Consider the following 19055-nt stretch of genomic DNA (forward strand, 5'->3'; position numbering starts at 1 on the left):
GCTGAGCGTCCCGGATGCGAGCGGGGGAGCACGAGCAGGATTCCGTATGGACGCAGGGCTCTGCCGAGAGACAATGGGCTGTGGCCGACCTCCGCATCACGACCAAAGCGCTTCCCGAGCACAACCGGCTGCGCAATCGGGCGATGCTGCTGCAGACGCTCTTCCACGAGGGGCCGCGCAGCAGGGCCGACATCGCACGGGGATCCGGCCTGAACAAGGTCACCGTCTCGGCGATCGTCGGCGAGCTCATCGACCAGGGCATCGTCGTCGAGGTGGGTCACTCGGCAGACGTGCGCGTCGGCAAGCCGGCCACGCTGGTGGCCATCGATGACGACTCGCGATCGATCATCAGCCTCGACCTGTCCGATGCGCTGTCGTTCCGCGGGGCCGTGATGAATCTGCGGGGTGAGATCTCTCACCAGCGCCAGGTCGGCGTGCTCACTGAACGGGGTGATGCGGCGATCGCCCGCGCCGTCTCCCTGGCGGAGGAGATGCTGGCGAAGGCGACCGCCCCCGTGCTCGGCATCGGTGTGGGGAGTCCGGGGATCGTCGATCGAGCCGGAGTCGTGCGCTTCGCGCCTCACCTCGGATGGTTCGACGCCGACCTGCGCGGCGCGCTCGCCGAACGGTTCGGCCTTCCCGTGCACGTCGTCAACGACGCGAACGGCATGGCCCTGGCGGTGCACACCTTCCGCGGGAACGACGGCCGCGGCATCCTCATCGTCACCATTCAGCGCGGCGCGGGAGCCGGACTCATCGTCGGCGAGACGCTGGTCGACGGCATGGACTTCACCGCCGGCGAGATCGGCCACGTCGTGGTGGACCCGCGGCGCGAGACCGCCTGCCTGTGCGGGCGGTCCGGCTGCCTCGACTCGATCGTCGCTGTTCCGCAGATCCGGGAACGGCTCGAGCGCGGCGAGGAGCGCGACGTCGTCATGGCGGATGCCGCAGACGCGCTCGCCGCCGCTCTCGCCCCGATCATCTCCGTGCTCGGCGCGACCCGCGTGGTGCTCGTCGGGCCCGACGACATTCTCGACGACGAGTTCGCCGCGCGAACACGCGCGACCCTCACCGAGCGCACCCTCCCCGCCACCACCAGCGTCATCAGCGTCGACATCGGATCCGACGGCGGCCTGCTCGCCCTGCAGGGCCCTCTCGTCGCCGTGTTGTCCGCCGAGCTGGGCATCTCGTGAGCGACGGCAGAGCGCCGACGGCCGCAGCGACGAAAGCGAACCCGAAGAAGATCGATGCGACCGGCGCGTCGCGCGATACCGAGAAGGCGCTCCCCGAGCACACCCGTCGAGCCAACCGCTCGCTGATCCTGCGGACTCTCTTCCGCAACGAGGCGATGAGTCGGGCTGATCTGGCGAGGGCGACGGGCCTCTCACGGGTGAGCGTGTCGCGCATCGTCGACGATTTCTCCGCCGAGGGCCTCGTGCGCGAGACCGGGCCGAGCCCGGAGGGCAGAGTGGGAAAGCCGAGCACCCTCATCGCTCTCAACCCCGACTCGTACCACGTGGTCACGCTCGACCTGTCGGCATACGCCGAGCTGAGCGGCGCGATCATGAACCTCGACGGCGAGGTCGTGCACTCGCTGAGCGTTCCCACCGGCGGCGCTCTCGGTGCGGCACTGCTCGATAAGGTCTGCGCCCTGGCGTCGGCGCTGGTCAAACGCTCGACCGTGCGCGTTCTCGGCCTGGGCGTCGGCTCGCCCGGTGTCGTCGACACGGCCGGGGTCGTGCGCGAGGCTGTGGCCTTCGAGTGGCACGATCTCGACGTCGCCGCAGCTCTCTCTGCTGTCGTTCCGGTGCCGGTTCATGTGGCCAACGACGCCAATGCTGCGGCGCTGGCCGCGCGCACCTACGGCCAGCCCGGCGTCGGCAACCTCGCCCTCGTGCGCATCGGGCAGGGAATCGGCAGCGGCATCATCGTGGAGGGAGCGCTCGTCACCGGTGCGCGTTTCACCGCTGGCGAGATCGGGCACGTGCTCGTCGACGAGGGTGGTGCGGTCTGCCGGTGCGGTCGCCGGGGATGCCTCGAGGTCGTCGCCGCCGTGCCCTACATCCGGCGGCGGCTCGCGGAAGCGGATGCCTCGCCCCACAATGTCCTGTCGCAGGCGGGCCGAGCGCTCGGACAGGTGCTCGCTCCCATCGTCGCCGCGCTCGGAGTCGAGCAGGTCGTCCTGTCCGGACCGCTCGACATCGTCGAAGGCGTGTTCCTCGAGGAGACCAGGGCGGCGATCGAACACCACTCTCTGGCGATCGTCACCGACGATCTCGAGATCCGCGTCGCGGTGCGGGGCGATGACATCGTGCTGCTCGGCGGCGCCGCTCTGGTGATCGCCGAGGAGCTCGGCATCCGCTGACGACGAACGCAGACGGCGCAAAAAATGCATCTTTCCCGATCCACCGTTGACAGCCGAGGCTCATTCGGCATATCTTGCTAATACGAATTACCCACGCGGCACCGACGCCCGGAGCGGACAGAAGAGCATGAAGGCCAAGAGCACCAAGCCCAGCCAGCGCGACATCGCGCTGGCCACCGGGGTGTCTCAGGCGACCGTCTCGTTCGTGCTCACCAACAGCTCGGTGAAGAACGGGATCTCCGACGAGACCCGCCGTCGCGTCGAAGAGGCCGCGATCGAACTCGGCTATTCCCCGAACGTCGCGGCACAGTCGTTGCGCGGCGGCCGCACCGGCCTCATCGGAGTCCACACCTACGAGCGCATCTTCCCCGTCAGCCCCGATCACTACTACCACCCGTTCCTGATCGGGCTCGAAGAGGAGGCATCCGACCTCGGCGTCGACCTGGTGCTGTTCACCTCGGCGCAGAAGTCCACGGGCGCCCGCTCGGTGTACCACGACGGTCACAACCGCATGCGGCTCACCGACGGGGCCGTGATCCTGGGTGCGCGCAAGGACGACCAGGATCTGCGCCGCCTGTCGGAGGAGGGGTTCCCGATCGTCTCGATCGGACGCCCGGCGCACTCCGCCGCGCCCGTCGCATCGGTCGCCGCCGACTACCGCACCGCGGTCGCGAAGACGGTCACGCAGCTCGCCTCGTCGGGTCATCGGCGCACGCTCTACGTCGGGCACACCGAACGCCTGACCGCCCGCCAGGACCGACTCGACGGATACGTGGCCGGGGCCGAGGCGAACGGCTTCCGTCCGTCGCCGCCCGCCCTCCTGGACCCCGTGCGGATCGACGTGGCATGGCTGAACTCGGTCGTCGACGCGGGAGTCACCGCGATCCTCGCCGAGACGACGGCGCATGCCCAGGCGATCTTCTCGGTCGCCGCCGCTGCCGGGGTCATCGTGCCCGCGCAGCTCTCCCTGGTCAGTCTGGACGTGAGCTCCAACCCCGGAAGCTTCGTCCCGTGGAGCCACATCACCGTCCCTCGCCATGAGCTGGGACGCCGATCGCTCCAGGTGCTGAACGATCTGCTCGAAGGACGCGTCACTCCGGACCACACGGAGACGCTTCCCTGCGGGCCGGCGCTCGACACCACCATCGCTGCCATCCGACCCTGAACCTGGGTCACCCGCTCAGATCCCTTTCCATTCTCATTAGCTAATACGAATTAGGAGCCGACATGGACGTCGCATACCCCCGATCGCCGCGCAGAGGCACGCTACCCCGAGCAGTGAAGACCCTGGCGGCTCTGAGCGCCGTCGCGGCCCTGGCCCTCACCGGATGCTCGTCGACGTCGGCAGAGCAGCCGGCGCCGGAGGACAAGGAGCTCACGGTGTGGTTCCCGGGCAACAACCCGGTCGAGATCGAACTCGTGACCAAGACCATCGTTCCGGCATTCGAAGAGAGGACCGGCGCCAAGGTGAACGTGACCTTCCTCGACTACAGCGACCTGTCGACGAAGCTGAACGCCGCCTTCGCCGGAGGCACGGCCCCCGACGTGTTCGGGCACGGTCCGGCCGCGGTGGCGGACTTCGTGGTGAACCAGCGCATCGAGCCGCTCGACGACTATGTCGACAGCATGTCGGCCGACGACCGCGACGACATGGCGAGCGCGCTCGACGGCGGCAAGGTCGACGGCACGCAGTACCTCATGCCGCTGTCCCTTCAGGGCGTCCTCCTCGTCTACAACAAGGACGACTTCGCCGCCGCCGGCCTCGACCCCGAGGAGCCGCCGACGACCTGGGAGGGCGTGCTGGATGCTGCCGAGCAGCTCACCACGCGCGATGCCAGTGGAGCGGTGACGCACTCGGGACTCCTGCTGCCGAGCCAGCCCGTCGGCAGGCAGCAGGCGTTCTCGACACTGCTGGCTTCTGCGGGCGGATCGCTGCTCTCGAAGGACAGCTCGAAGGCCGCGTTCGATTCGCCCGAGGGTCTGCAGGCGCTCGAGTTCTTCGTCGACACCTACCGCGGCCCGGACGCGGTGTCGTCGGGCCTCGGCGCCAACTACATCGACACGCCCACGGCCCAGCAGCCGCTGGCGACCGGCGAGGCATCGATCACCGCCCTCTCCGCCCAGGCCGCGAGCCAGCTGCAGAAGACCTTCCCCGACCTGAACCTCGGGGTGATTCAGCCCCCGAAGTTCGAGGACGCCGACGAGGGATTCGCCACGGGCGGCGCGGGAGCCGGCCTCATGATCAACGCCGACAGCGAGCAGAAAGAACTCGCGTGGACGTTCATCGAGTACATGATCTCGTCGGAGACCGCCACGGCGTACACCGAGGGGATCGGCACCGTCCCGATGCGCGAGACCGCGATCGAGTCGGAGTACGTGAAGTCGAGCCCGATCATCCAGGCGTGGCTCGAGGCCAGCCCCCAGCTGCGGGCCAACCCCAACGTGCAGGGATGGGTGCAGATCCGCGACACGATCGACAAGTATCTCGAGCAGGCGCTGAACGAGACGCTGGATCCCCAGGAGACGCTGACGCAGATGGCCGCGGCCGTCGACGCGATCCTCGCCCAGAACCAGTAGTCCCCCGAGGGGTCTGGGGCGAGCGCCCCGGATCCCTCGGCGACGGAGGAGATCATCATGAGCACGACACCCGTCATTCCGCCGCAGGCTGCCGCGGAGTCCGCCACCAAGGTGCTGACGACGCAACGGCGACGCGGCGTGAAGAAGCTGCGGCCCGCCAGGTCGCATCCCAGGCGCTGGAGCCGCCTGAACTGGGTCGGACTCGCCTTCGTGGCCCCCGCCGCGATCTACATCGTCGTGTTCCATCTGTTCCCGGTGCTGTACGGGCTGGTGCTGAGCTTCACCAAGTACAGCCCCCTCGCCCGCGGCGGCCCCGAGTTCATCGGCACCAAGAACTACGAGGCGCTGCTCACGAACCCCGAGTTCGGCAACTCGCTCCTCGTCACCGGCAAGTACGTGCTGATGGTGCTCCCCGCCACCGTCATCATCGCGCTGCTGCTCGCGCTGATCGTCAACCGCCCGTTCAAGGGCGTCGGCATCGCCCGCTCCGCGCTCTACATTCCGCACATCGTCTCGCTGACGGCCGTCAGCATGGTCTGGCTGTGGATGTACTCGCAGAACGGTCTCTTCAACGAGATCCTCGGCTTCTTCGGAGTCCCCGGCCAGGCGTGGCTGCTCGATGAGGACACGGCCCTCGTCGCGGCATCCGTCATGCGCATCTGGAAGGCCCTGGGCAGCAACATGGTGCTGCTGCTGGCCGGTCTGCAGTCGATCCCGCGCGAACTCTACGAGGCCGCCGAGATGGACGGCGCCGGCAAGTGGCATCAGTTCCGCTACGTGACCCTCCCGGGGCTGCGACCGGTACTGGTCTTCGTCGTCGCGATGGACATCATCGCCCTGGCGCAGAGCTTCGCCGAGATCTTCGTCCTCACCCAGGGCGGCCCCCTCGGCTCGACGACCACGGCGAACTACCTCATCTACACGCAGGCGTTCCAGTACAACCAGTTCGGTGCCGCGTCGGCGATGGCGTTCGTGCTCTTCGCCTTCATCGCCGGATTCTCCATCCTGGCCGTCCGCGGCCTGACCGGGAAGCAGAGCACCCGATGACCCCCGTCATGACCCACCGCACGCGCCGCCGCGTCTCGGGGTTCGGCAAGCTCGTCCTCGTCTTCGGCGCGGCGCTGCTGGTCCTCGCTCCCTTCCTGTGGATGGTGAGCCTGGCGTTCACTCCCGCCGATCAGGCGTTCGGCAGCGTCAGCCTGATCCCCGCCGAGCCCACACTCGACAACTTCACGACCGCTCTCACCGAGGCGAACATGCTGCGGGCGCTGGTGAACTCCGGGGCGGTCGCGGCCATCGTCGTCATCGGGAACTGCCTGTTCGCGGTGCTCGCCGGCTACGCCTTCGCCATGCTGCCGTTCCGCGGGAGCACGGCGGTGTTCTACACGATCCTCGCCACCACAGCGATCCCGGCGTCGGTCACGCTGATCCCGCTGTTCCTGATGACGAAGAGCTTCCCGCTCGCCGGAGGCAACGACCTCCTCGGGCAGGGCGGCACCGGTCTGCTCGACTCGATCGCCGGCCTCGCGCTGCCGAGCCTGATCGGGGCGATGAACATCTTCCTCGCCCGCCAGTACTTCTCGGGATCGGCGCCCGATCTCGCCGAGGCCGCGCGCATCGACGGGGCCGGCGAGTGGCTGATCTTCCGCAGGATCTACCTTCCGCTCGCGAAGCCGCTCATCGCCGTCGTCGCGATCTTCTCGTTCGTGGGCGTGTGGGACGACTTCCTGTGGCCCCTGGTCATCACAACGTCGCGGAGCAGCCAGACGGTGCAGCTCGCCCTCGCGCAGTTCCTGTCGAGCGGCAACGTGCAGTACGGCCCGCTGATGGCCGGTGCGGTGCTCATCACCGTCCCGGTGCTCATCGTGTTCATCCTCAACCAGCGCGGGTTCATCTCGGGGCTCGCCGACGGAAGCGTGAAGGGATGACACCCGCGCGTCGCGCCGTGCTGCCCACTCCTCCCGCCCGTCAGAACGTTCACCGCGGCCCCGCCGCGTCGACTGGAAAGTAGCGTCATGCCGATCCCCCACATCAACCAGCAGCCGGACGTCCTCGTGGTCGGAGGTGGACTCGGCGGCGTCTCCGCCGCGCTCTCGGCGCTGAAGAACGGCGCCTCGGTCGTCCTCACCGAGGAGTACCCGTGGCTGGGCGGTCAGCTGACCAGCCAGGGCGTACCCATGGACGAGCACACGTGGATCGAGCAGACCGGAGCGACGGCCACGTACCGGGCGCTTCGCGACGGCATCCGCGAGTACTACCGGCGCTGGTACCCGCTCACCGAAGAAGCGCGCGCCACGCGGTACCTCAACCCCGGCGCGGGACTCGTGAGCGGGATCTGCCATGAGCCGCGGGTCGCCGTCGCCGTGCTCGATGCCATGCTCGCGCCGTTCCGCAGCTCGGGTCGGCTCACCGTGCTCGAACGGACCGTCGCGGTGTCGGCGACGGTCGACGGCGATCGGGTCTCGTCGGTCACCGTCCGCTCGCAGGTGACCGGCGACGAGTACGAGATCGCGGCGACGTACGTCATCGACGCGACCGAGCTCGGCGACCTCCTTCCTCTCACCGGAACGGAGTACGTGACCGGGTTCGAAGCCCAGAGCGACACCGACGAGCCCAGCGCGCCCGCGGTGGCGCAGCCCGACAACCAGCAGGCCTTCAGCTGGTGCTTCGTCGTGGACCACGTCGACGGCGACCACACGATCGACCGGCCGCAGGACTACGACAGCTGGCGTGCGGTGCAGCCGGACTTCTGGGGAGCACCGATGATCTCGCTCACCGGTCCCGACCCGCGCACGCTCGAGACCTTCACCCGCACCTTCACGCCCACCATGGACGACGACCCGCTCGCCGAGACCGCCGACCAGAAGGCGAGCGGCGGCGACCGGGAGCTGTGGAAGTTCCGGCGCATCGCCGCGCGCAGGCTCTTCCGCCCCGGCGCCTACGAGAGCGACCTCGTGCTCGTGAACTGGCCCATGATCGACTACCTGGGCGGAACGCTGCCCGACAACCCCGACGCCGCGCGGCACCTCGAGGCGTCACGGCGACAGTCCCTGGCGATGTTCTACTGGCTGCAGACCGAGGCCCCGCGACCGGACGGCGGCACCGGATGGCCGGGGCTGCGCCTGCGGGGCGACGTCACCGGCACGGAGGACGGTCTCGCGCAGGCGCCGTACATCCGGGAATCCCGCCGCATCCGGGCGAAGCGCACCGTCCGCGAGCAGGACCTGTCGATCGCGGTGCGCGGCCACGGTCGCCCGGCCACCTGGGAGGACAGCGTCGGCGTCGGCATGTACCGCATCGACCTGCACCCGACCACCGGCGGCGACAACTACCTCGACGTGGCCAGCGCGCCATTCGAGATCCCACTGGGCGCTCTGATCCCGCGACGCACGCGCAACCTGCTTCCCGCCGGCAAGAACATCGGCACCACGCACATCACGAACGGGGCGTACCGCCTGCATCCGGTCGAGTGGAACATCGGTGAATCGGCCGGTGCCCTTGCGGCGTTCTGCCTGCACAACGACACCGAGCCGCACGCGGTCGAGGCGTCGACGGCTCTGACCGCTGACTTCCAGCGGGCGCTCACGAGACAGGGTGTGCAGCTGCACTGGCCCGACATCACGGGGTACTGATCTCCGTTCGGCCCCGCCCGTCCACGACTCCTCCAGAAACGACTGCACCATGAAGATCGACCGACTGGTCATCACGCCCATCGCCTTCCGTGACCCGCCGCTGCTCAACGCGTGGGGGGTGCATGAGCCGCTCGCCCTCCGCACCATCGTCGAGCTGCACCTCGAAGACGGGACGGTGGGCATCGGCGAAGGCACGGGGGAGCGGCACACTCTCGACCGGCTGATCGCCGCAGCCGCTGCCATCCGCGGGGTCGACGTGCACGCCACCACTCTCATCGAGTCTCTGGTGCACGGCCTCGCGCCCGGGGCGGAACGGCTCGCTGCCCCGGCATCCGGCGCAGCGACGAAGGCGTTCTCGATCATCGAGGTGGCCTGCCTCGATGCGCAGGGCAAGCTCGCGGGGGTGTCGGTGAGCGAGCTGCTCGGCGGACGCGTGCGCGACTCCGTCCCGTACAGCGGCTACCTGTTCTACAAGTGGGCCGCGCACCCGGGCGAGGAACCGGATCGGTGGGGCGAGGCGATGGATGCCGCGGGCATCGTGCGCCAGGCGCATCGGCTCGTCGATGAGTTCGGCTTCTCGTCGTTGAAGCTGAAGGGGGGCGTGCTGCCTCCCGAGGTCGAGATCGAGACCATCGGTGCGCTGGCCGACGCCTTTCCCGGGCACGCCCTTCGCCTCGACCCCAACGGCGCGTGGTCGGTGGACGTGGCGGTGGAAGCCGCTCGTCGCCTCGACGGGGTGATCGAGTACCTCGAAGACCCCGTGCTGGGAACGCCGGCGATGGCCCGCGTGGCCGAGCAGACCCGTGTGCCGCTCGCCACGAACATGTGCGTCGTGTCGTTCGAGACCATCGCGCCGGCGGTCGACAGCGACGCGGTGAAGATCGTGCTCGCCGACCACCACGCGTGGGGCGGCCTGCGCCACTCGCGCGAACTCGCTGCGATCTGTGCGGCGTTCGATCTCGGGGTGTCGATGCACTCGAACTCGCATCTGGGCATCTCTCTCGCCGCGATGACGCATCTCGCCGCATCGACCCCGAATCTGGCGTACGACAGCGACACCCACTACCCCTGGAACATGGACGACGACGTGATCGAACGCGGCTCTCTCACCATCCGCGACGGTGCGGTGGCGGTGCCGGATGCTCCCGGGCTCGGGGTGCGCCTCGACCCCGCGCGCCTCGCCCAGGCGCACGAGCGCTACATCCGATCGCGTCGCACCACCCGTGACGACACCGGATACATGCAGACGGTCGACCCGACCTTCGACCCGCAGATGCCGCGGTTCGTGCTGCTGTGACCCTCTCTGGAGAAGGAATGACGATGACCTCGACCCTGACCGCCCTCGACGGGCTCCTCTACTTTCCGGTGACTCCGTTCGCCGCCGACGGCTCGGTCAGCGAGGAGCAGCTCGACGCCCACCTGCGCAGTCGGCTTCCGTACTCGCCCGGTGCGGTCTTCGCGGCCTGCGGCACCGGGGAGTTCCACAGCCTCAGCGCCCGGGAGGTCGCCCTGGTGGTCGCCACCACCGTGGCCACGGTCGCCGGACAGGTGCCCGTCGTCGCCGGCGCCGGCGGACCGCTCGGGCACGCGATCGAGTGCGCACGGGCCGCGGCCGACGCGGGGGCGGACGGTCTGCTGATCATGCCGCCGTACCTGGTCACCGGGCCCGATCGCGGGCTCGTCGCCTACGTGGAGGAGATCATCGCGGCCAGCGGTCTGCCGGCCATCGTCTACCACCGCAGCACCGCGCAGTTCTCCCTCGCGGCGGTGCGGGCCCTCGCGGCGAATCCCCTCGTCGTGGGCTTCAAGGACGGCGTCGGCGACATCGGCCGCACGCAGGAGATCGTGCGAGCGGTCACCGCCGAAGGCCGCTCGGACCTGCAGTTCTTCAACGGCCTGTTGACCGCCGAGCTCACCCAGGCGGGATACCGCGGACTGGGCGTGCCGCTGTACTCCTCGGCAGCGTTCGCGATGGCCCCCGCGGTGGCGATCGCCTTCTACGACGCGTATCGCGGGGGCGACGAAGCGCGCCGACTCGACATCCTCGACCGGTTCTACCTGCCGCTGGTCGCGCTGCGCGACGAGGTCCCCGGGTTCGGGGTGTCTCTGGTGAAGGCGGGCCTGCGGGTGCAGGGACACGACGTCGGCTCGGTGCGGGCGCCGCTGGTCGACCCCGACGCGCGGCAGCTCGCCGAGCTCGAACGCATCCTTGCGGTCGGCGAACGCCTGGCGGCCGCGCAATGAGCGTCAACGAGACGGTGGCGCTCGCCGCCGCAGCCGCGCCCGCCATCGCCTCGGCGCCGCGTGCCGACCGCGCCCGCTGGCTGATCGCCGTGGCGGATGCCGTCGACGCGTCGGCGGACGAGCTCGCGGCCCTCGCCGACGCCGAGACGTTTCTGGGCGAGACACGGCTGCGCGGCGAGGTCGCCCGGACCACCGGGCAGCTGCGTCTGTTCGCCGAGGTGCTGCTCGAGGGCTCGTATCTCGAGGCCACGATCGACCATGCCGACGCGGATCAGACGCCGCCGCGCCCCGACCTGCGACGCCTGCTGATCCCGCTCGGCCCGGTCGCGGTGTACTCCGCCTCGAACTTCCCCTTCGCGTTCTCGGTCCTCGGCGGCGACACGGCGGCTGCGTTGGCAGCCGGAGCACCGGTCGTCGTCAAGGCTCATCCGGCGCATCCGAGGCTCTCCCGACGCGTCGTCGAGATCGGCACAGATGCGCTTCGGCACGCCGGTGCTCCCGAGGGAACGCTCGGGATGGTCGAGGGATTCGACAGCGGCGTCGATCTGATCCGGCATCCGTCAATCACCGCTGCCGCCTTCACCGGCTCCGAGACCGGAGGCCGTGCCCTGTTCGACCTGGCCGCCGCGCGGGAGGTGCCGATTCCGTTCTTCGGAGAGCTGAGCAGCGTGAACCCGGTGGTGATCACTGCCGACGGGCTGCGCGATCGTGGCACGGACCTCGCGCTCGGTCTGGTGACGTCGTTCACTGCGGGCGCCGGTCAGTTCTGCACGAAGCCCGGGCTCGTCTTCGTGCCCGCCGGCGCCGGGTTCGGTGAACAGGTCGCAGAGGCGCTCGGGGGAGCGCGCGTGCACCGGATGCTGACATCGACGATGCAGGAGCAGCACGCCACGCAGGTGGGCGCCGCGGCGGCGGTGACGGGCGTGCGGACTCTGGCCCCGGCACCGGACTCGGCACCAGACTCCCTCGGCGACGAGAGCGCGCCCGTGCTGCTCGCCACCGACGTGGAGACACTGCTGACCCACCAGCCCGAACTCCTCGCGGAGCACTTCGGGCCCTCGACGCTGCTGGTGGAATACCGATCGACGGCCGAGCTGCATCGGGCGCTCGCCGCTCTTCCCGGAGGGCTCACCGCGACCCTGCACGCCGGCGACCGGGAGCCCGTCGGTGACCTGGTGGCGGCGCTCGAACGCGTCGCCGGACGGCTGCTGTTCGCCGGTTGGCCGACCGGGGTCGCTGTCACCTGGGCGCAGCACCACGGCGGGCCGTACCCCGCCACGACCTCGCAGTTCACGTCGGTGGGGGCCACGTCGATCCGCCGCTTCCTGCGCCCGATCGCGTATCAGTCGGCGCCCGAGAGCGTTCTGCCGGAAGAGCTGCGGGATGGCCCGTCGTCCATTCCGCGACGGATCGACGGCGTGCTCCGCGCCCCTGAGGTGGGGTGACGGCATGGTCCGCTCGAGCGTGTGTGCGTACCCCTGGGATCTGCTCGGCGATGATTCCGCCGCAGACCGGTTCGCGGCGCTGGGCGCCGATCGGGTGATGCTCGCAGCGGCGTACCATGCGGTGCGCGCCGGCACGCCTCGGCATGCCACGCGCCGGGTGGTCGAGGCCCCGCGGTCGGCGCTCTACATTCCGGTACGCGAATCCGCGTGGAGCGGACGGCGGCTTCGACCGGTGTCGGCAGCGGACTGGATGGGCGCAGACACGGACTCGTTCGGGCATGCCCGCGCGGCCCTCGAGCGGGTGGGCCTCGCCACGGACGCGTGGGTGGTCCTCACGCATGACGATGCGCCGACGTCGGCGGCCACGGCCGACCTCCGCGTGCGCAACGCCTTCGGCGACACCCTCGCGCACGCGCTGTGCCCGGCGTCGGCCGAGGTGCGGGAGTACTGCGTGACGCTGGTCGAGGAGGTGGTCTCGGTCGGCGTGGAGCACATCATGCTCGAGGCGATGGGCCCACTCGGGATCGAGCATGCGGGCGCGCACGACAAGACCAGCCTCGCCGACTGGACCCCGATCGATTCCGCGCTCCTGTCGATCTGCTTCTGCGCGGTGTGCACCTCGGACCTGGCCGCCGCCGGCGTCGACGCGCATGCGGCGGCTGCGACGGTGCGCGCCGGCGTCGGCTCCCGAGCGCTGACCGTCGAGGAAGCGATCGGCGAGTACGCCGCCCCGATCCTGCGCACGCGCCGGGCCGCGGTCGCGCTCCTGCTCGACGAGGTCGTCGGCGCCGCGCGGTCAGCCGGAGCCTCGCGGGTGTCGGCACACGCGGGTCTCGATGAATGGTCGACGAGCTCGTTCGCCTTCCTCGGTGACGGGGTGGCCGCGGTCGATGCGGTCGTCCTCTCGGAGAACACGATCGACTCCCTCGATGCGGCAGCGATCGCCGCGCTCCGCGCCCAGGGTTCCGGGGCGATCGCGGCATACCTGTCGGCGCCGCCCGACTGCACGTCCGAGCATCTTCGCGTCCGCTGGCGCGAGTACATCGACCGGGGCGTGGACGAGCTGGTCATCTATCACGGCGGACTCCTGTCCGCGCAGAGGGCGGCGTCCGTGACCACGGCGCTCGCAGCGATCACGGCGGCCACCGAGGAGCGGACATGAACGGAACACCGCAGCGCATCGTCATCACCGGCGGTGCCGGCACGCTGGCGTCGATGCTTCGCCCCCGACTGGCGCGACCCGATCGCACTCTTCACCTGATCGACGTGCGCGACGTGCAACCCGAAGCCGAGCAGGCGAGGGGCGAGTCGAGCGCACGCGTCGATCTGCGCGACCTCGATGCTCTGACCGAGGCGTTCGCGGGCGCGTCCCTCGTGATCCACTTCGGCGGTCACGCGCGCGAACGCTCCTGGGAGGAGATCCTCGACGTCAACATCCACGGCAGCCGCAACGTCCTCGAGGCGGCCCGACGGGCAGGCGTTTCGCACGTCATCCTGGGCAGCTCGATCCATGCGGTCGGTTTCGCGCGCACCGATGCCGTCTCGCAGACCGAGAATCCACTGCCGCGCCCCGACAGCTACTACGGGGTGGGCAAGGTGGCCATGGAGGCGCTCGGCAGCCTGTACGCCGACCGGTTCGGCCTGCATGTCCTCTCGCTGCGCATCGCCAACATCGCCGATGCCCCGCACAGCGCGCGGGGTCTGTCGCTCTGGCTCTCGCCGGACGATCTGGCCCGAGCCGTCGAAGCCTTCCTGCTCGACGCGACGCCGGGCCACCTCATCGCCTGGGGGGTGTCGTCGAACACCCGTGGAGTGCTGGATGATCGGGCAGCGCACCGGTTCGGTTTCTTCGCGGCCGACGATGCCGAGCAGTTCGCAGATCAGGTCGACCCGACCGTCCACTCCTGGGACGACCTGCTCGCCGGCGGGTTCCTCGCGCCCGGGCGTGAGCTCGGCGAACCGTTCTGACCCGATCACCGCCATCGCACCGCCCGCCACTGCTCCCGCCCGCCATCGAGAGAAGCCGCCATGCCCCGCACCGATCTCGCACTGCCCGAGCTCGAGAACCTTCGCCCGACCGTCGACGAACCCGACGACTTCGACGACTTCTGGGCGCGCACGCTCGATGAGGCGGCGGAGTTCGACCTCGCGCTCGTGGTCGAGCCCGTCGAGTCCGTCTACCGGCTGGTGACGATTCACGACATCACCTATGCCGGGTTCGGGGGCGATCCGATCCGCGCCTGGCTCACCCGCCCCGCCGACGCCGAGGCACCCCTGCCGACCGTGGTGGAGTTCATCGGGTACGGGGGAGGGCGAGGTCTCCCGGGACAGCACCAGCACTGGGCGTCGGCGGGATACGCGCACCTGCTCGTCGACACCCGAGGCCAGGGAGCGAACCAGGGCGACGGGGGCGCGACCGCCGACCCGCACGGCTCGGGACCGGCGACCTCGGGGTTCACGACTCGCGGGATCGAGAACCGCGACGACTACTACTACCGGCGCGTCTTCACCGACGCTGTGCGCGCGGTCGCGGCGGCGAGGGCGCTGCCCGGAGTCGATCCGCGCCGCGTCGCGGTGCGTGGCGGAAGCCAGGGCGGAGGCATCGCCCTCGCGGTCGCCGGCCTGGTGCCCGACCTGTTCGCGGCGATGATCGACGTGCCGTTCCTGTGCCACTTCCGCCGCGCGGTCGACATCGGCGGCCGCGACCCCTACCTCGAGATCACCCGCTACCTCTCGGTGCACCGCGGGTCGGTCGAGAACGTCTTCGCGGTGCTGTCCGCCTTCGACGGGGTGCACTTCGCCCGGCGCGCGCACGCCCCGGCGCTCTACTCGGTCGGGCTCATGGACCCGACCTGCCCGCCCTCGACCGTGTTCGCCGCGTACAACCACCACGCCTCGGCGCAGAAGGACATCGCCGTGTATCCCTTCAACGGGCACGAGGGAGGCGGGTGGACGCAGACCCTCCGCCAGACCGCGTGGCTGAACGAGCTCGTCGCTCGCGCGGGGGACTGACCTGCCCAGCGGGCACCCGAATCCACCCATCCGCATCATCGAACAAAGGAGTCAGAGATGCATCATTCAATGAAGGGGCGCAGAGGCGTCGGAGTGTTGGCCGCCCTCGCCTTGGCCCTGGGATTCGTGGTCGCCGGCGGGCCGCCCGCGTATGCGGCGCCCGCGACGATCCAACCGGTGCCCGTCACTGCGGCGCACTCCGTCTCGACCTCGTACTCGCTGACCGTGAACGGCGTCGCCGTCCCGGTGAACGGATACGCGAGCACGCAGGAGCCCTACGACTACGCGGAGTTCGCGATGGGCTCCGGCACGGCCGAGATCACCGTGACCAAGCTCGACGGTAGCGCGGTGACGAAGACGTACATCACGCCCATCAAGGACAATCATGTCGCCACGCACAGCGGGCCGCGGTCGACCTTCACGATCTCCACGCCCAAGTATCTGATCGTGAAGCTGGACACGGGTCGCAGGCTGATCATCTCGGCCGAAGCCGCCGAGACGAACGTGCCGGCGACGAGCGGTGCGGGGATCTTCCGCGTCGGCTCCGCCGCCTATCCCGCCGACGCGTCAGGAGGCACGCTGTCGACACCCGGCGTGCAGGCGGCCATCAATGCGGCCAGCGCGTACGGCACCGCAGCCGGGACTCGCGGCATCGTGTACGTACCTGCGGGCGTGTATTCGTTGGGGAACATCGAGCTCCGCAGCAACATCGACGTGTATTTCGCGCCGGGGTCGGTGTGGCGGATGCGGCCGGACAAGAGCCTGTACACGGTCGACGCACACAAGTCCTCGCAGAACAGGGATCTGACGTGGTGGATCCAGACGGAATTCGGCTCGGAGAATATCACGATGCGTGGTCGCGGAACGCTCGACGGCAACGGGAAGGCAGCGTTCGCGGCCGGATTCGGCATGAACATCCTCGCGCCGATCGCGACGAGCAACTTCCGGCTCGACGGCCTGACGATCCGCGAAGCGGCGAGCTGGGCCGTGATCCCCACCCGCTCGAACGACCTGCAGTTCACGCATATGAAGATCTTCAACCGCTTCGACATGGGAGAGAACGACGGGATCGACGTCATCGAGTCGCAGAACGTTCTCGTGCAACACGGAATCGCAATCGGTCATGACGACCCGTACAGCACGAAGAGCTGGCCCAAGAACGTGGGCATCACCATCAATTGGCCGGGCGATCCCGAGATCGTGCAGAACGTCACCTTCGACCGCCTCATCTCGTGGACCGGATGCTTCGGCTTCAAGGTCGGTCAAGGCGTGGTGTCGAATCACACCGACGTGAGGTTCACGAACAGTGTCATCCACGACTCGTCGGTGGGCATCGGCATCAACCACCAGTCGGGGGCCGGCACCGCGGGCGACATCGAGTTCCGGAACATCGACATCGAACGCGTCACGAAGACCAATAACGTGTGGCGCACCTGGGCGCTGTTCCAGATCGGCGATGCCTACAACGACGGAGCCGGACCGATCGACGGCGTCACCGTCAGCCACATCAACGTCCGCGACGACGGAACGAGCACGCCGATCCTGAGCGGATTCAGTCCGACGTCGAACATCCGCAACGTGGTGTTCGACTCCATTCGGATGCCGGGCAGCTCCGGCTATGCGATGTCGCTGGCTGAGCTCGGATTCACCAATCCAGTCCACACCGCGAACATCGTCGTGCAGTAGCGCCGCGCAAATTACGAACATGTTCGTTACGGGTGATATCGTAACGAACATGTTCGTTTGCGCGTCATCCGTCGTCGACAGACCGACCCGGGACGCGTCTACTCCAGGGAGCTCTGCATGACCACCACAGCCATCACCGATGTTCGGATCTTCGACGGGGAGCAGGTCCTCGAGGCCACCACCGTCGTCATCGAGAGCGGTCTCATCGTCGGCATCGGTGACCCGGTGCCCGACGGCGCCGAGATCGTCGACGGCTCCGGACGCACCCTCCTTCCCGGCCTCATCGACGCGCATACGCACACCGACAGGAAGAGCCTGGGTCTCGCGCTCCGGTTTGGTGTGACCACGGAGCTGGAGATGCAGGGCGCGAACACCCGATTCCGTCGGGCCGAGATCGGGGCCGACGACTCGGTCGCCGACGTTCGCTCATCGGGCTTCGGACTGACGCCTCCCGGCGGGCACCCGGAGGAGCTCTTCCCCGAGGGATTTCGGCCCGGTCCGCCTGCCGGGGCTCCGGCTCCGGCAGGCCCGCGTCCGGTCGCGGCTTTCGTCACCACGCCGGAGGAGGCGCGGGCGGTCGTCCCGCGGCTAAAGGCCGACGGATCCGACTACATCAAGTTTATGGTCGACGACGGTTCCGTCGAGGGCCACCCCGGCATCCCGATGCTCGACCAGGCGACGCTCGACGCCGGGGTCGCCGCCGCTCACGAACAGGGCCTGCTCACCATCGCGCACACGCTCACGGCGGATGCCACGCGCATGGCGCTCGACGCCGGTGTCGACGGACTCGCGCATCTGTTCGTGGATGAGCCGCACACCGACGCGATCGTGTCGGCCATCCGCGATGCGGGAGTGTTCGTCACCGCCTGCGTCGTCCTCAACGCATCGATGATCGGCATCACCGGAGTCGAGCTCGCCGACGACCCCCGGGTCTCCTCGCGTCTGCCCGAAGAGTGGGACACCACCTTGCGGTCCAGCTTCGGGCACTACCCGCAGGGGAGCCTCGCAGACGTCCTCGCCACGGTGAAGGCGTTGCACGACGCCGGCGTCGACATCCTGGTGGGAACCGACGCCTCCGTCGCGCTGCCGTTCATGGGAGGCCTCGCGCACGGTGCCAGTGTGCACCAGGAACTCGGCTACCTCGTGCGCGCAGGGTTGACGCCGGTCGCCGCCCTCGCTGCCGCCACCTCGGTCACGGCCCGACGCTTCGGCCTCGACGATCGCGGACGCATCGCCGTCGGGCTTCGGGCTGACCTGCTCCTCGTCGACGGAGACCCGACGGTCGAGATCGGCGACACGCTGAACATCCGATCGGTCTGGCGTCGCGGCACCCGACTCGCCGCCTCGCAGGGGAGCGGTCGGCAGCCCGCGGAGGCGTGAATGACGCTCGATACACTGGGCCGGTGAACGACACGCGGGGCAAACGGCGGGCGCGCACGGCCAAGCCGTCGTTGTCGATGGAGTCGATCGTCACCGAGACCATCAGGATCATGCGTGCCGAGGGGCTCGAGCGGGCGACGATGCGTCGGGTCGCTGACGCGCTCGACACCGGCCAGGCATCCCTCTACGTCTACGTCGACAGCACCGTCGGACTGCACTCGGCCGTGCTCGAGCATCTGCTCGGTTCGCTCACCGTCCCGGTCGACGGTGGATGGCGAGTGCCACTCCGACAGGTTCTTCGGAGCTACGCCGAGATGCTGTTCGAGAACCCCGGGCTCGCCCGATCAGCGCTGCTGCAGCGCCCGACGGGTCCGAACGCCGTGCGCCTCTACGAGCGCATCCTGTCGCTGCTCCTCGCGGGCGGCGTCGAGCAGGATCGGGCAGCATGGGGCGTCGACCTGCTCCTGCTGCACGTGACGGCCAGCGCGGCGGAGCACAGTCCGGCGGGCGGCCGGAGCACGAAGAGCCGCGTGGCGCAGAGCGACGGGCTCGGTGCTCTGCGGGGAGCGTTCAGGAACGCCGACGCGGGGGAGGCGCCGAACGTCGTGCGGTTGGCCGACGCCCTGGTCGCCGGCACGCCGGTGAGCCGGATGACATGGGCACTCGACGTTCTCATCGACGGCATCGCGAGCACTCCGGTGCCGTCCGATTAGT

At 69.3% G+C, this 19055-nt stretch carries 16 protein-coding genes; all 16 read left to right on the forward strand.

What is annotated here, in order from left to right:
• Window positions 1-80 precede the first annotated feature (80 nt).
• The gene (locus AC2D10_RS11885) at window positions 81-1193 is read left to right on the forward strand and encodes an ROK family transcriptional regulator (RefSeq protein WP_484707938.1); all 1113 of its coding nucleotides are present in this window, start codon (window positions 81-83) and stop codon (window positions 1191-1193) included.
• Window positions 1190-2365 carry an ROK family transcriptional regulator gene (locus AC2D10_RS11890; protein ID WP_484707939.1) on the forward strand — a complete coding sequence of 392 codons (1176 nt, stop codon included), beginning with the start codon at window positions 1190-1192 and terminating at the stop codon, window positions 2363-2365. The genes AC2D10_RS11885 and AC2D10_RS11890 overlap by 4 nt, the downstream gene beginning before the upstream one ends.
• A 127-nt stretch (window positions 2366-2492) precedes the next feature.
• On the forward strand, window positions 2493-3530 hold the full coding sequence (locus AC2D10_RS11895; RefSeq protein ID WP_484707940.1) for a LacI family DNA-binding transcriptional regulator: 1038 nt from the start codon (window positions 2493-2495) through the stop codon (window positions 3528-3530).
• 62 nt (window positions 3531-3592) lie between these two features.
• Window positions 3593-4942: an ABC transporter substrate-binding protein gene (locus AC2D10_RS11900; RefSeq protein ID WP_484707942.1), complete on the forward strand. Its 1350-nt coding sequence runs from the start codon at window positions 3593-3595 to the stop codon at window positions 4940-4942.
• 57 nt (window positions 4943-4999) lie between these two features.
• Complete coding sequence (locus tag AC2D10_RS11905) at window positions 5000-5989, forward strand: carbohydrate ABC transporter permease (protein WP_484707944.1); 990 nt, start codon at window positions 5000-5002, stop codon at window positions 5987-5989.
• Entirely contained in the window at window positions 5986-6870 is an 885-nt protein-coding gene (locus AC2D10_RS11910) for a carbohydrate ABC transporter permease (protein WP_484707946.1), read from the forward strand. The genes AC2D10_RS11905 and AC2D10_RS11910 overlap by 4 nt, the downstream gene beginning before the upstream one ends.
• 87 nt (window positions 6871-6957) lie before the next feature.
• Complete coding sequence (locus tag AC2D10_RS11915; RefSeq protein WP_484707947.1) at window positions 6958-8574, forward strand: FAD-dependent oxidoreductase; 1617 nt, start codon at window positions 6958-6960, stop codon at window positions 8572-8574.
• Between the two features lie 49 nt (window positions 8575-8623).
• On the forward strand, window positions 8624-9871 hold the full coding sequence (locus tag AC2D10_RS11920; protein ID WP_484707948.1) for an enolase C-terminal domain-like protein: 1248 nt from the start codon (window positions 8624-8626) through the stop codon (window positions 9869-9871).
• A gap of 23 nt (window positions 9872-9894) precedes the next feature.
• Window positions 9895-10818 carry a 5-dehydro-4-deoxyglucarate dehydratase gene (locus AC2D10_RS11925; RefSeq protein WP_484707949.1) on the forward strand — a complete coding sequence of 308 codons (924 nt, stop codon included), beginning with the start codon at window positions 9895-9897 and terminating at the stop codon, window positions 10816-10818.
• The gene (locus tag AC2D10_RS11930) at window positions 10815-12263 is read left to right on the forward strand and encodes an aldehyde dehydrogenase (NADP(+)) (RefSeq protein ID WP_484707950.1); all 1449 of its coding nucleotides are present in this window, start codon (window positions 10815-10817) and stop codon (window positions 12261-12263) included. Before AC2D10_RS11925 ends, AC2D10_RS11930 begins: the two co-directional genes overlap by 4 nt.
• Window positions 12264-12267: 4 nt before the next feature.
• On the forward strand, window positions 12268-13425 hold the full coding sequence (locus tag AC2D10_RS11935) for a hypothetical protein (RefSeq protein ID WP_484707951.1): 1158 nt from the start codon (window positions 12268-12270) through the stop codon (window positions 13423-13425).
• A complete protein-coding gene (locus tag AC2D10_RS11940) occupies window positions 13422-14231 on the forward strand; it encodes an NAD-dependent epimerase/dehydratase family protein (protein WP_484707952.1) in 810 nt (269 codons plus the stop codon). The genes AC2D10_RS11935 and AC2D10_RS11940 overlap by 4 nt, the downstream gene beginning before the upstream one ends.
• Before the next feature lie 60 nt (window positions 14232-14291).
• Window positions 14292-15275: an acetylxylan esterase gene (locus AC2D10_RS11945; RefSeq protein WP_484707953.1), complete on the forward strand. Its 984-nt coding sequence runs from the start codon at window positions 14292-14294 to the stop codon at window positions 15273-15275.
• A gap of 57 nt (window positions 15276-15332) precedes the next feature.
• Window positions 15333-16961, forward strand: a complete 1629-nt coding sequence (locus AC2D10_RS11950; protein WP_484707954.1) for a glycosyl hydrolase family 28 protein — start codon at window positions 15333-15335, stop codon at window positions 16959-16961.
• 117 nt (window positions 16962-17078) lie between these two features.
• Complete coding sequence (locus tag AC2D10_RS11955) at window positions 17079-18341, forward strand: amidohydrolase family protein (RefSeq protein ID WP_484707955.1); 1263 nt, start codon at window positions 17079-17081, stop codon at window positions 18339-18341.
• 23 nt (window positions 18342-18364) lie between these two features.
• Complete coding sequence (locus AC2D10_RS11960) at window positions 18365-19054, forward strand: TetR/AcrR family transcriptional regulator (RefSeq protein WP_484707956.1); 690 nt, start codon at window positions 18365-18367, stop codon at window positions 19052-19054.
• The last annotated feature ends 1 nt before the right edge of the window (window position 19055 follow it).

The sequence above is a fragment of the Microbacterium sp. PI-SA-G genome (genome assembly GCF_057215335.1).